This is a genomic window from Balneolales bacterium ANBcel1 (assembly GCA_029688905.1).
GTDB lineage: Bacteria > Bacteroidota > Rhodothermia > Balneolales > Natronogracilivirgulaceae > SLLW01.
Window position 1 is genome coordinate 96467 of record JARULB010000003.1, and the last position, 14257, is coordinate 110723.

General features: G+C 56.3%; 8 protein-coding genes. 3 read left to right on the forward strand and 5 right to left on the reverse strand.

Annotation, left to right across the window (positions count from 1 at the left end; genetic code table 11):
• Nucleotides 1–5: 5 nt before the first annotated feature.
• Complete coding sequence (locus QA596_04845) at nucleotides 6–4184, reverse strand: UvrD-helicase domain-containing protein (protein MDG5766786.1); 4179 nt, start codon at nucleotides 4182–4184, stop codon at nucleotides 6–8.
• On the reverse strand, nucleotides 4168–7725 hold the full coding sequence (locus QA596_04850; protein MDG5766787.1) for an exodeoxyribonuclease V subunit gamma: 3558 nt from the start codon (nucleotides 7723–7725) through the stop codon (nucleotides 4168–4170). Before QA596_04850 ends, QA596_04845 begins: the two co-directional genes overlap by 17 nt.
• A gap of 321 nt (nucleotides 7726–8046) precedes the next feature.
• On the opposite strand from QA596_04850, the gene polX reads away from it, so the two are divergent.
• Nucleotides 8047–9816, forward strand: coding sequence for a DNA polymerase/3'-5' exonuclease PolX (polX, locus tag QA596_04855; GenBank protein MDG5766788.1), 1770 nt, complete (start codon nucleotides 8047–8049; stop codon nucleotides 9814–9816).
• A 39-nt stretch (nucleotides 9817–9855) separates the two neighbouring features.
• Here the strand turns inward: polX and QA596_04860 are convergent, their stop codons facing one another.
• The gene (locus QA596_04860) at nucleotides 9856–10827 is read right to left on the reverse strand and encodes a DUF1684 domain-containing protein (protein ID MDG5766789.1); all 972 of its coding nucleotides are present in this window, start codon (nucleotides 10825–10827) and stop codon (nucleotides 9856–9858) included.
• Nucleotides 10828–11177: 350 nt separating this feature from the next.
• Between QA596_04860 and QA596_04865 the strand changes: the two genes are divergently transcribed.
• Entirely contained in the window at nucleotides 11178–11576 is a 399-nt protein-coding gene (locus QA596_04865) for a DoxX family protein (GenBank protein MDG5766790.1), read from the forward strand.
• Between the two features lie 155 nt (nucleotides 11577–11731).
• Nucleotides 11732–12736 carry a metal-dependent hydrolase gene (locus QA596_04870; protein ID MDG5766791.1) on the forward strand — a complete coding sequence of 335 codons (1005 nt, stop codon included), beginning with the start codon at nucleotides 11732–11734 and terminating at the stop codon, nucleotides 12734–12736.
• A 90-nt stretch (nucleotides 12737–12826) separates the two neighbouring features.
• Here QA596_04870 and QA596_04875 read toward each other — a convergent pair whose 3' ends face one another.
• Both QA596_04875 and QA596_04880 read right to left on the reverse strand, forming a co-directional pair.
• A complete protein-coding gene (locus QA596_04875) occupies nucleotides 12827–13345 on the reverse strand; it encodes a DUF4168 domain-containing protein (GenBank protein ID MDG5766792.1) in 519 nt (172 codons plus the stop codon).
• Between the two features lie 254 nt (nucleotides 13346–13599).
• Complete coding sequence (locus tag QA596_04880; protein MDG5766793.1) at nucleotides 13600–14250, reverse strand: carotenoid biosynthesis protein; 651 nt, start codon at nucleotides 14248–14250, stop codon at nucleotides 13600–13602.
• Nucleotides 14251–14257 lie beyond the last annotated feature (7 nt).

Here is a 14257-nt window from a genome sequence, read left to right on the forward strand (position 1 = left end):
GAATGCTATGTGTGGTTGGAAATGTCCGGGAGGCTGACAGGCTCGGCCTCATCCGGGGCTGTAAACAGCAGCCAGACCTGCGATTCGGGAAGGTGTTTCCCGGTGAGCTGAATATACGCATTTCTGTATACAGCCACCTGCCGGTCATATCCGTTTTCCGCAACATGCCGGCTTATTTCGGCGGTGTCGACCGGACCCGTTTTAAAATCAACGATATGGTCGTTGCCGTCGCGGTCACGGAGTATCATGTCGATGCTGCCACGGATGGTAACGGTACGATCGTTTTCACGCGTCTGCAGATCAAAGGCCACCTCAAACCGCGTTTCCAGCGGCTCACTGAATCGGCTTTTCAGCCACGCAACGGCATTTCGACAATGGCGCATCAGCTCGTCGCTGTTATCGCGGGCCACACCATCCGGGTTGGCGTATCCCATCCTGAGCAACTCCCGTTGCCAGAAAGCACGCGCAATATCCGGCGCGGCATCAACCAGTCCCATTTCAAGGGTTCGGTGCACGAGGGTTCCGGCGTCGGCCGGTGAGAGGGCGATCCATTGAGCAGGACTTTCAGCGTTCTCCGGACCACTTTGGGGGGCCTCCGGATCTGCTCGGTCATCAGGTTTGCGGGTGAAGTCCGGGGCCGATCCTTCATCAGGTTTGCTGGTGAGGTCCCGGTCTGCTCGATCACCAGATTTACGGGACGGGTCAGAGGCCGCTTTATCGTCTGGTTTGCTGGATGAGTCCGGCTTCCCGGCCGGGGCACCCTCCGAAGCGGTTTTGATTTCCGAAGAAACGGCTTGATCCACCTGCCGGAACCGTTCGTTGTCACGGTCGATCACCACCGGCATGGCCTCCGCTCCCGATGCCGAATACGCGGAGTCCGGCTCCGGGACACCATCGGAATCCGGTTCAAAAGCATCTCCTGAACGCTCCGGCATCGCCTCCGCTCCTCCTCCGGCCGTCTTTTCAGGTTGATGATCGGAAGCTTTTTCCGTATCGCCGCCTGATGGAGCCTTGCCTGCCTTATCACGATACCCCATCATGGCGAGCATCTCCAGTTCGTCGGGGGTAAGGTCACAGATAACCACCTGCCCGGCATCCAAATCCGCATGCGGTGTTCCTGAAGCAGACGGTGAAGAAGGGGGTCCGTCCGGCACTGGCTTATCCGGTTCAGGAAGGCCGGCTCCAGTCCTTCTGGCATCCGGCGCAGCCTCCTCTTCCCTTCGGAGCCAGGGCTTAATCAGTTCCGCGAAGGTTCCGCCCTCTCCGATATTTGCGGGCTTTGCCAGGCTCAGCATCAGATGGGTTTCGGCGCGGGTTACGGCCACATAGAGCAACCGTTTCATCTCCGCTGCGTTCCGTTTCCGGGCCTCGGACCTCAATACTATGTTTATGAATGAGTCCTCCGTGTCATTGCCGGATTCGCGATCGCCTTGTTTATACGCCAGCGACGGCCAGGCGCTGCTGTCGCCATCCGAGGGGGCGATATTCAGCTTAACCCCTCCCTCCGGACTGCCTGCATACATATCCGGAATCACCACCATGGGAAACTGGAGCCCTTTTGATCCGTGGATCGTCATCAAACGGATCGGTGCCGGATCGGGAAGCTCTGCCTCCGGTTCGGAGGCTTCCTCCTCGATTCGATCGGACAGAAAACCGGTGATTTCAAAAAGAGTCCCGCGGCCGCCGCTCTCCAGGCTCCGGATCACATCCAGCAGCTTCATCAGGTTTTCCCTGGTCCGGGAATCATCTGCATAGGCGCCAAGCCAGGGCCCATCGGTGAAAAACGCCTGTTCGACCAGCTCCGACACCCGCCGCACCGGCACCTGTTTCCTGAGGTTTTCCAAAAAGGGCACGCCACGACTCAGCGCAAACAGATCATCGGCATCCAGGTCATCGCCAGCCCAATCCCTGAAACCGGCCACGGCACTCCAGAAATTGGGATAATCGTGCTCGGGGGCATCCATCGCCATGCGTACCGCAAGCAGCCCCTCATCCGAAAGAGAAACCATGGGGGATCGCAACAGTCCCGTTAGCGACACATCATCGTAGGCATCCAGCAGAAAGGCGAGCAGCAGACGCACATCATTAATTTCGCTTCTGGCAAAGAAACCGGCACCTTTGCCCACCGTGCAGGTGAGTCCCACCTCCTGAAGTGCCTGTTCCATGGCGCCGAAGTGCTTCCTGCGCCGATACAGGATGCCGACGGCATTCTCTCCTGCGCGCATTTTTCCGGTAATCCGTTGGTATTTATCGACTTTCCCATCGTGGATTTGCCGCAGGAACCGGGCGATGCGGCGAGCCTCCAGCAATTCCATGCGTTCGGCAAGCGCTTCGGCCTCAACCGACCATTCCACCTTATGCCCCTTCAGTGTCTTGTAGTCGGTGCGCAGAACTCTCACTTCGCCATCGGCACCGGCATTTTTCGAGAGTTTCGGATCCGGAGTTTTGAGCGGTTGATGGGGTGCTTCGTAGGATGCGGCCCCTGACGGGGTCTCAAACACCTGCCGGAACAGCCGGTTGGCAAAACCGATGATCGCCGGGTTCGAGCGAAATGACCAGTCGAGAGGAACCACCGCCGGATCGGTGCCCGAATGAGCGGCCAGATCCCGGTGCGCCTTGTGCATCATGGCGACATCCCCGCCCCGAAACGCGTAAATGGCCTGTTTGACATCCCCCACAATCAGCACTTCCCGTTTCGGAACCTGTCCGGTCTCTGCCGGAGTGTCGTCAAACCCGATTTTTCGGATGATGTCCCATTGCCTGCTGTCGGTATCCTGAAACTCATCCACCAGAATCTGGTCAAATCGCTGCCGCACCTGACCGGCCACATCGGGGTTGTTCTCAAAAAGCGTGTGAGTGAGCCAGATCATATCATCGTAGTTGAAACACCCCGCGTCGAACCGCATATAGCGTATCAGCCGATGCCAGCGCAGTGCCAGCTCCGCCAGGTCGCGCATATTCCAGTACGCCTCCATATCGGGATCGAAGTCACCCTGATCCGTATAACCGGCAAGGGATTGCGCCAGACCGGGCCGGGCGAGCGTTCTGGCGACTTTTTCCAGCACAGCGGTACTTTCGAACATCCGCTTCCCGCGCTCGACAACCTCATCCAGCACCTCGGGGTCGACAGCGTCCTTGTCGAAATGCCTTCTGTGAAATCCGCTCTTTGTTCTAATGGCAAGCATTTCATCATAGGAAAGCGGACGCTTATCCGGTTTTCTGAACCACTGCGGGTTTGCACGGAAATCCTCGATAAGTGACCGCTCCATCTGTTCCTTCTCGGCCTGCCACTCACCGGCGAGCACCGTCAGTTTGGAGATATACCGCTCCGGACTCAGTTCCGCCAGTTCACGGAGCACCTCCTCCCCGAGACCCGCCAGCAATCTCATGAACTTCTCAAAATCCGCTACCGACAGACGTGACAATTGACGCTGAAGTCCCGGATGTGCTTTGTACTTCCGGTAAAACTCCTTGCGCCACTCCTGCATCCACAACACTTCATCGTACTCCCCAAGCAGCTCAAAAGAGCCTTCCACATTCCGGGTGTTCGGCTTGCCGTAATGCCGGTCCAGCCACTCCGGCTGATCCCATATTTCGATGCCGGCCAGCTCGTCCGGGAAGTAATGCAGGATCCGATTGCAGAATGAGTGGAACGTCGAGATGTAGTTCTTTGAAAACCGGCGCCGTGTCTGCTGCAAGTGCTCCAGTTCGGGATTCAACGGGGATGCTCCTTCCGGTATCTGCTCTTCGTCGCTCCCGGCATTACCCGAATTCACGGCTTCGGCATGCTGCTTCCCGGTTTCCTGCGGATTGAATTGGTGTGAAGCCGCCGAATCCTGCTCGGTGTCAGGCTGTTCCGTGTCACCCTGCTTCCCGCGATCCCGAAGATTGGTCATGTCGGCTTCCCGAACCTGTTCCGGCCCGGCGAGCTGTCTCTGCTTCTCATTCACGGCCTTGTAGATTCGAGCGCGCATTTCCGCCGCGGCAAAATCGGTAAAAGTGAGCGCGAGCATCCGCTCCAGCGGCACGTTACGCTCCACCAGCTGATGGATGACCCGTTCGGTGAGGCTGTAGGTTTTGCCCGTTCCTGCACCGGCTTCCAGAATCATATGGCCGCGATGTTTCCGGATCTGTTCCGTGCGTTCTGCCGGACTCCTGCTATCGCCTTTAGTCATTTTTTCCATCCTCCCAGAACGGTTCATCGAGATAGTAACGATCCAGTTCGAACCGAAGTCCCGTTTCCATCCTCCGTGACAACTCGACATTCTTACGCTGGCGCTGCACCCTCTCGTCATACCTGCTAATGTGACGATAATCCGACCATTTGGGTTGGCCCGTCAATGAAACATGAAACCGGCCTTCGCGAATGGTCTTCAAAATCCACGAAACCCTCAGGGTTCGGATCGCTTCAAGAAACGCGTCCAGTTCGTCGGCCATTTTATAATGCAAATATTTGCCGTTTCTGGTCCCCTTGCCGGTGTACACCTTCTCATATATCATCATTTCGGCAGAACCCATCGTGCAGATGCGCTGCACATCTTTCTTTTTTCCGTTGATGGGAAGTTTGTAGTAGCCGGCCAGAAAGTGCGGAATTCCCCTTTTCCGTAGGTACATTCCGTACACCGGAAGCTGGAAACTCAACCCCTTGCAGATACGGCCCTTATAGCTCTGCACACCTGATCCGCCGGATTTGTAATCGTAAATCAGTGCGGCTTTCCCGTCGCCGGAGAGGTCGATGCGGTCGATCATTCCGCGAAAAACGACATCCACCCCATCCAACCGCTCTTCAAATTCCCAGCTGTGCTCCATGGAAAAGCCGGAACCGGGGTAGAACACCGCGGGCTTGAGATCTGACAGATCCTCATTTATATCAGGATGCGCCTCCTTTTCGACTTCCAAAAACCAGCGTGTAACGCGCTCCAGGTTTTTTTTCAAAATATCGGGGAACGGGCTTTCGGGATTGCCCATCTGATGCCGGTAATCGCCGACAAGCCGCTCCCGGATGCGTTCCATGCGCTTTTCGGCGGTGCCGGGATCCTCCGCAGGCCAAACGGGCGGACCCTCCTGCTCCGTCTCAGTGTAAAATTCCTGCAAAATGTGATGCAGCAGAGAGCCCTTGATATTTGATTCGGCATCGTCCTGATACTCATGAAGCGGTTGCAGGCGCAGCATGTACTTGAAAAAAAACTCCTGTGGAGAGGCTGCAAACGAATCCAGACGGCTGATGCTCATCTTCATCGGGCCGGTATTGTCCCGCTGGGTCCACCACCGTGACATCCACCCGGACCGGATCACCCCGTCGTACCGCCCCATCCGCTCAAAATCCCGGCGCTCTTGCTGAACGGCAGCGGCCAGCTTCATCTGCCGGATAAACGGCCGGATCTGCTCCCTGAGCTCCGGACCGACCTTTTCCATCACAGAGTTCTCCTCCGGAACCTCCGTATGCATCTCAAATAGTGAGGGCTGCCGATTTTTTTCGGATGTCCTTGTTGCGGCATCAGTATCCGGCGCGCCACGACCTGCTCCATCGGCACGATGGTTCAGTATCCACAGGGCGATATCCTGCCGGGTGACAAGCGGCGCCCCGGCACCGCCGGTTCGCGGAGTGCGGTCAGGCAGCCGGCTCATGGAACGGAGTCGGTGACCGGCAAGGCGAACCTGGTCCTCCAGATCCAGCCACAATGGTGAAGGCATGACCGGCTTCTGAGCAACATGGGCCGGGCGGCTGAGGAAACGCGGGCGCCCTGATGCCAGCAAGCGTTCAAGCTGACGCCTTGCAATATCATACTCCTCCGTGCCCTCACGGCCCGTAAGCTTGCGAAGCGCCTTCTCATAGCGAAACTGCAGAAAGTCGGCACGATCCGGCTTCGGAAATCCTTCCTCATGGAGACCAAGCACATAGACCACCTTGTCATGCACCTCCGGCAGGTGACGAATTTCCGTAACCAGCACCCCGCCCGGTTTTTCTTCGGGACGCTCCCTGGTCTCTTTCAGCCGAAGCTCCAGCAGCCTGAAAAAATCATTGCGACTGATACTTTCTCCAAGGCCGAGGCGCTGCCCGGCGGCCGACAGCTTCTCAAGAATAACTTCCAGAAGCTGGCGCGCTTCGTTTGCTTCCCGGCTCATGAGGTCCCTTTGCAGGTCCAGGAGTCCGCGGGTCCATTGCACCCAATCGCCCAGCCGCTGCCGGGTTTCGGTCTTATACTGCTCCCGCAACGCTTCCAGATGGCGGATGACCTCCCGGTAGAACTCGCGGTCGCGGCGAAGGCCCTCCCTCCGGCGCGTTTCCTTCTCCTCATCCTCTTCCCAGGCAATATGTTCAAGCAGACCGTCGAATACACGGCCCATCCCCTCCGACACCTCCCGCAAGGTTCGAAAGTTGTAGGCCCGGCAAAACTGTGAAAAATGGCGGATGTTCGGCGCTTTCTGTTCGTCATGATCCTGCAACTCCGGCAGCACCAGCCTGTTATCGGCAAAAACCCGGAATACGTCATCCACCTGGAAATCGTTGTGATCCAGCTTGAGATAGGTCAGTATCCTGCGCACAAAAGGATGGCTGATCAGAGAGGGTCCGCGGCTGGTGTACAGCGGCACCCGGAACCGTTCTGAGAGCACCGGAAGCAGCTCTTCGTACAGGGAGAGGTCACCGGTGAGAATCACGAAATCGTCGAATCGGGTGGCGGTGCTGTCGGCCGGTGGCGCGTTATCCGGCTGCCCCGACCCGGAGGGCGGCGACTCCGATGCCCTGTCATCCACCGCCTGCCCGGATCTGGCTCCGGCGACATCCTCCCGGGAAACCGATGCCAGAATATGGCGCACCGCCTGTTCCAGCTCTTCGCGGGGATGGTGGAATACATCCATGCCGAGCCTGCCACCCCCGGTATCAGATAACGAATCCTGACGGGGAAGCTCAGTGTGCGGCTTCTCAACCGGTCGTTCCTCACCGGCATGCGGTACACCGGTTTCGGTTTTTTCGGTGGATGACCCAGCACCCCGACCTCCGGCCGCAACGCCTTTCTTTCCGTACCGGATATGAACCATCCGTGGGCCGCCATCTCCGCCATCATCCAGGATGCGGTCAAGTACCTGCTCCTGCAGGGGTGAAAGCTCGTCAATCTGATAGAGCACCAGTTTTTCATGGCGGATCAGGTCGGTTCGGAAACGTTTCACACCGGCTGCCAGCTGTTCCCGGTCGACCCAGTTGTTTTCGGTCAGTTTGCGCTCGTAATCGGCGAGTAATTCCGTTATGAGCACCCGTGACGACGGTCCTTTATCCGGCCGGACGGTCACTCCCCTGCGCACCGGCGCATCCTCCGCTCCCTGAAGCATCGTGTACAATGCCCCCGGATGCCGGTTCTCCCGGTACAGCTCCCCGATGATATTGGACAAGGCGGTTACCGATCTCATCCCCGCAAAACGACGGAACTCTTTCCGGGGATGGCCTGCCAGCCACTGCTCCAGCCACAGGGAACGCTCTTCGGCGGTAAGAATCACTGCGGGGATGCGGCTCTCTTCCAGGCTGTGCAAGGCCAGCTCTTCCATCCACGATTCGAGAGTGCGGATATCCGGTGCAAACCCGCGCCGGTCACGCTGCCATTTTCGGCGAACCTCCCGCTCCATGAGCAGGTTGTTCACCAGAATCAATGATCCGGAACCGGAAGCCTCATCCAGCAAATACCTCCACAGCGCCGATGGATTCCTGTCTATGATTTCCTGTTTGCGCATGTCTCGTTTTTTCAATCTGCCGCTCACGGGCCTCTCCTTCATGGAAACTGCCACTCGCCCCGGTTCCGCACGCAACCGCCGGCACCGCCTGACGCGGTCAGGCTGCCCACAGATTAGCAAAAACGGTGATCAGATAAAATGATGAATTGAAAAGATGGCTTTTGGGGAGCGTTCCAGTACCTTAATTTGTTACGATTCATGCCTGCCGCGGCACCGTTTTTCCGTTGCCGGGACAGCCCGACGGTGGATGCTTCCGTTTTTTTTCCGCCGGGAAACGTTGTCCGTACACCAATCACCCACTCTGATAACCGATATATCGTTATGCCCGACCCTGTTAAAAAGGATGAAGTTGTCGCACTGCTCGAGGAAATCGGTACGCTCATGCGCCTCTCCGGCGAAAATGAGTTCCGCGCCATGGCGTTCGACCGCGCCGCCCGTTCCATAGAAAACATGGACGATGACATCAATCTACTTATTGAGGAGCATCGTCTTACAGACTTAAAAGGCGTAGGGAAGTCCATAGCAGATGACATTTATGCGTTTGCGGAAATCGGGCAGGTACCGGTGCGGGAAAAGCTTCGCAAGCAGGTGCCGCAGGGCCTTTTTCGGTGGCTGGATATCTCAGGTATGGGTCCCAAGAAAATCTACAAGATCCACAAGGAGCTGGGCATTACCGAATTGTCGGAGTTGAAAGAGCGCTGCGAGGACGGGTCGGTGGCCGCCTTGCCGGGCATGGGAAAAAAATCCGCCGAGAAGATCCTCACATCGATCGACTGGATGGAGCAGTTTGCCGAGCGCTGCCGGATAGATGAAGCGGCGGTGATTGCCGAAAGTTTTCTTGAGAATTTGAAACACGCCGACGGGGTGGAGCAGATCTCCATAGCGGGATCCCTCAGGCGGGCGGGCGAAACCATAGGCGACATCGACATCCTCGTCGCCGCCGGGGAAGACGCCTCAGAGCGGATCATGGAACAATTTGTAACGGACGAGCGGGTGGTCGAGGTACTGGGACACGGTTCCACGAAAAGCTCGGTGCGCACACGGGAAGGCCGCCAGGTGGACCTGCGCATTGTCGCACCCGCACATTTCGCCCCCGCGCTGATGTATTTTACCGGCAGCAAAGAGCATAACGTGGCTATGCGCCGGCGCGCCCGCGAACGAGACCTGCAGCTCAATGAGTATGGCCTGTTCCATCAGAATTCGGAAAAACAGGCCGACTTTGAGCGGCCTCTGAGTACCGGCAGCGAAGCTGATCTATACCGGCACCTCGGGCTCGGCTTTATTCCGCCCGAGCTCCGGGAGGATCACGGCGAATTTGAACTCGCCGACGGCGGCAAGGAGCCGGATCTTGTTGCCGAATCGGATATCATGGGCATCCTCCATGCCCACTCCACCTGGAGCGACGGCCGGGCATCAATTCGCGAAATGGCCGAGGCCTGCATCGAACGCGGATACCGCTATCTTTCGATCACCGACCATTCCCGTTCGGCTGCCTATGCCGGGGGACTCTCCATCGATCGCGTCCATGAACAGTGGAAGGAAATCGACCTGCTCAACGACGAGTTCGATAAAAGCGGCACCGGGTTTCGTGTTCTGAAGGGCATTGAATCGGACATCCTCTCTGACGGGAGCCTGGATTATCCGAATGATGTTCTCAGTGGCTTTGACGTGGTGATCGGAAGCGTGCACTCCGGTCTGGATCAGCCGCCGGAGAAAATGCTCGACCGGCTGAAACGGGCCGCGGCTCATCCGCTGATCCACATAATCGGACATCCTACCGGCAGGTTGCTGCTCCAGCGCGACGGCAACAAGGCCGACCTCAACCAACTCATCCCGTTTGCCGCCGAACACCATACGGCGATAGAGATCAATGCCAACCCCAGGCGCCTTGACCTCGACTGGCGCTATGGCCGAAAAGCGAGAGAAGCGGGCATGATGAGCGCGATTTGTCCGGATGCCCATACCATTGAAGGGCTGGACCATGTCCGATACGGAATCGGCACCGCACGGAAAGCCGGCTTCCCGGCCCGGCAGATTCTCAATGCCATGCCTCTTGATGGGCTGATGAACTGGCTTGGACGAAAAAAGTAGCCGTGCTGCAAGCCAAATGACGGAATCCCCGGTCTGCTGCTACTCCTCCTCCCGGTACATTTCGTAGTGCTTTTCACCCGCGCGGATGGCAACATTCAGCCGGTTTTGCGGCGGCGGCAGCGGACAAGTCGTATGCGGGTTGATGGCGCATGGCGGATTATAGGAGACGTTGAAGTCAATGACTGCCGGCTCTCCCGGGGATGGACGGTCGATATAGACAAAACGGCCGCCGGGATAGGTCTCGTCGCCCGTCGTGGCATCGGCAAACGGAATAAAAAGCCGGTCGCCCGTACCCAGGGCCACCATGGAGATCTCCTGATCATCCAGGGAGAACATCAGCGTTCCGGCCACATCCCACTCGATCATCTGTCCCAGCACATTCTCGATCATCATGGTCGCGCCCTCCTCGTGCGGATCAAAATCGGCCTCGACCCGGTACTTGCGATCGACTTCGAACCGGTCGATTCCATCAAAATGGCGGAGATGCGGACTATTATCATCATACAGGCGGATACCGAATTTATCATCGCGCTGCACCACGAACCAGGTCAGTGTCCGGTACTGCAGCTCCTTCCGCTCATCGGAAGGATATATCAGCTCTTCGCGGACCCCTCGCCCGCGGTTGTCGCGAATATCGACATTTCCAACCACCCGGATGAACACCGAGTCACTCCTGAGTTCAAATATTCCGGCATACTCCGGAATAGAACCCTCGGGAAAACGGACGCGCGCCCGTTCGCCACTACCGAAAAGCTGTTCGCCCTCATCCAGCCAGTAAAGGCCCGCCAGGCGAAGCCACCCCTGGTCATCATTGAGCCTTTCAATGCGGTTACTGTGCCACTCTTCAACCCATGCGAGATACTCCTCGTCCTGTTCCTCCGGCAAAGAAGACTCTCCCGCATTTTCCGCAGCGCCAAGTTCGGTTACCGTCCCAAATTTCAGGGGATAGGATATGACGGCCAGCAGACAGACCAACAGCGCGGCAACCCGTAAAAATTGACGTAAAATCACATTCATCAGACCCGTATCCATTGTTTATGGCAAAAAAAAATCAGACCCCGTTACAACGCCAAAGGTAATTAATTATGCGAAAAAAAGAAGGGCCGAATGTATCAACATCCGGCCCACTTTCAGGTCTGTTAGCAAAGAATCTTCCCAAACGGGAATAATTCCAGGCCTTCATAGAGATAGAGCACAAATAGGTACTTTCCTTACACATTTTTTTATTTTTTTTTAGACGCTCCAATAAACGCTCTCTGTTAGGGCGGCGAATGATCCGGACCGATCGGTTGTTACATGGGACAACTAACGAGCATATTTGTACTTACAGCAACCTAAACAGAAAAAAAACGGGGAAAATCATGACCAATACGACTTCCGATCAAAACAAGGATATTGCTCTTTTGCTTTTGCGTCTGGGCGTGGGTCTCATTTTTGTAGTTGCCGGATGGGGCAAAATAACCGGCATCGAGGGTGTGCAAGGCTTCTTCGGTGACATAGGTATCCCGATGGCTGGTTTCATGGCCTGGGTAGTTGCCATCGTTGAGTTTGTTGGCGGACTAATGGTGCTTGCCGGTGCCTATATCCGTATTCCGGCCATACTCCTGGCTGTAATTATGGTGGTCGCCATCCTCACAACCAAACTGGGTCAGGATTTCTCGGCATATCGACTTGACCTGATGCTGCTTGTTGCCAGCGCCGCGCTCGCACTGATGGGCAGCGGTGGATACTCGGTTGACAAGAAAGTTCAGGGCACCTGATCCGCCGCAACAGACGGCACCTTTCGGCGATCGGGTGCGAAGCCTTTCCGGCCGGGCACCCCACATCTGCTTCGGGATCCCGGCCGGAGACCTGCTTCGTCTTCAATTGAAAACCAGGATAGCCCTGGCACGGAACTGTCCTGCAGTCACAACCTATGGATCCGATTACGCACGGCCTGACCGGCGCCGCAGCCGCTCAGCTGGCATCCGACAAAGAGAAGCAAAGGCCTGCCGCGTTGACCGGCCTGGTCGCAGCGATGCTCCCCGACCTGGAGACGTTTATTCATCATCCTGCCGATCCTCTTTTCAATATTGAAATACACCGGCAGTTCACGCACGCCCTCCTGTTCATACCGGTGGGAGCCCTCCTGACCGCAGGACTCCTCTGGTGGCTGATGCGAAACCACCTCTCTTTCCGTGAGCTTTTTTTCTTCAGCCTGCTGGGCTTCGCCACTCATGGCTTCATGGATGCCGTGACCAGCTACGGCACCGAGCTGCTTTGGCCTTTTTCCGACACCCGAGTCGCCTGGCATCTGCTGCCCATCGTGGATCCGCTGCTGACCATAGTGATGGGCGTTCTGGCAGGAGCCGCCTTCTACTATCGCAAAAAAAGGTTCGCCTGGCTCTTCTTTGCCTGGCTGGCGATCTATCTTCTGGCCGGATTTATCCAGCGTGAGCGGGGTACCGCAGCTATGGAAGCCGTAGCGCAGCAAAGAGGTCACACGGTCGAGCGGATGGTAGTAAAGCCCACGATCGGAAATCTGGTGCTTTGGCGGAGCACCTACCAATCCGGCGATTCCATTCATGTGGATGCTGTTCGTTCCGGATTCTTTGCACCACCGGTGGTTTATCCTGGGGATGTAACCCCGCTTGTCACGCCATCCCGCCATTTCTCACACATGAAAGGAACCGTTCTGTACGATGATCTGCGCAGGTTTCAGCGTTTCTCGGACGGCTACCTGATTTTCCATCCGGACGATGACCAGATCATTGGTGATGCCCGCTATTCCATGGTACCCAACGAGCTTGTCCCGTTGTGGGGAATTGAGGCGGATACGACCAAACCGGATCGGCATGTCCCTTTCCTCTATTTTCGTGATACCGGTGAAGAGGTCAGGAATACGTTTCTGGAAATGGTGCTGGGAAAAAAACAGCCCTGACGAAACGGGTCCGCCAGGGCTGTACTCTTGTTGCGCTCAGGATAATTGTCTTACATGCTCAATACTCCGGCGCTAAACCGGCTCAACGGATTAATACTGCTGTCCGCCCGGCTCTCCCTCTTGCATTTGCTCTTCCTGGATCATTTGCTGAACTCTTTGCTGCAGCTCGGGATCCTGCTGAACCGCCATGTTGATCTCCTGAAAACGGTCCATGTCGATGCCTTCCTGCTCTACCGCCGCCTCAAGCTGCACATTCATCTCTTCCTCAATTACCTGAATCTGCTCGAAGGCACTCTCAAATTTGGCCATATCCTCCGCTGAAACGTCAAGCTCTTCGGGAGATTCTCCCATCTGCTCGGCGCGCATGATATTGTTGTAGGTCTGGACATCGATGCCCTCTTCATTTACAACCTCAACCATCTCCTGCTGCGACTGAGCCTGCACCGTCTGAGCATTCATGGACGCATCCACAAAAGCTTCCAGTTCATCGTCGGAAACTTCGATTTGCGGCGCCTCCGGCTGGGGCTGTTCAAACTGCGCCTGTGCCGGCACTGCGAAACAAGCAAATGCGATAGCGGTGAGTGCGATGATAAGGGACTGAAATTTCATATAGGAACCTCGTTACTTTGGTGTTCTTTTGTTGCGTTTTTTATTTGTTCAGTGTCCCTACAACTCACCGGAATGCGCTGTATTACCCTCTTAATTTTTTTTAGCACCCTTTTTCAGGATACAATAGTTGTAAAATTTCGTAAACATAGAGCTTGTTCACCGATTCTCAGCTTTATACCGGGGTGGCGGCGATATTGGCGTCATGTGTCCACAGGATGGCAAGAATTTCTCTTCCGGGAGGCAGGCGAAACCGTTTAAAGCTTGACAGCCAGCAGAATGGCAAAAAACAGGGCCAGTGCAAAGAAATAATGGATGACTACCGGCATGGTATGACGGATCGGTATCCGGAACAGCGGCCATGAAAGCACAAAGGAGGCGACCGCCCACATCCCGTAATTCTGAAGCGGAATATCTCCGTTTCCACCCCAGCTCCAGTATCCCAGCTGAATTGCCACCGGTTCCATAATGAAATCGAATGCTACCGCCAGGACGGCCGTTGCCAGGGCGGCGGGCAGGGGCCTTTTCAGGAAACGGCCCGCAATTCCGGCCGCGCCAAGAACCACCATCACCCAGTTCAGCCCAATGATGGGAGGCACGCCAAGAATAGTACTACCAAGAACATCCCCGTACTCATACGTACCGAACAGCAATCCGGTATAAACCCCGGCGGCTTCGAGCAGGAAAGTGGCCGCAAACACGACGGCACCCCAAACCATCAGAACCGGACCGGCTTCTCTCATAGCAAACCACAACACGTACGAACTCATCACAAGCAGGGTGTATGGCGTCATTGCAAGCATCAGCGGCCGCACGGCTTCAATCAGGTGTCCGGCCACCCCCACCAAAAAAATGATGTAGATGACTCCGTATTTTCCGTATCGGGCAAGGATATTCATTTTCTCCATGGATAAT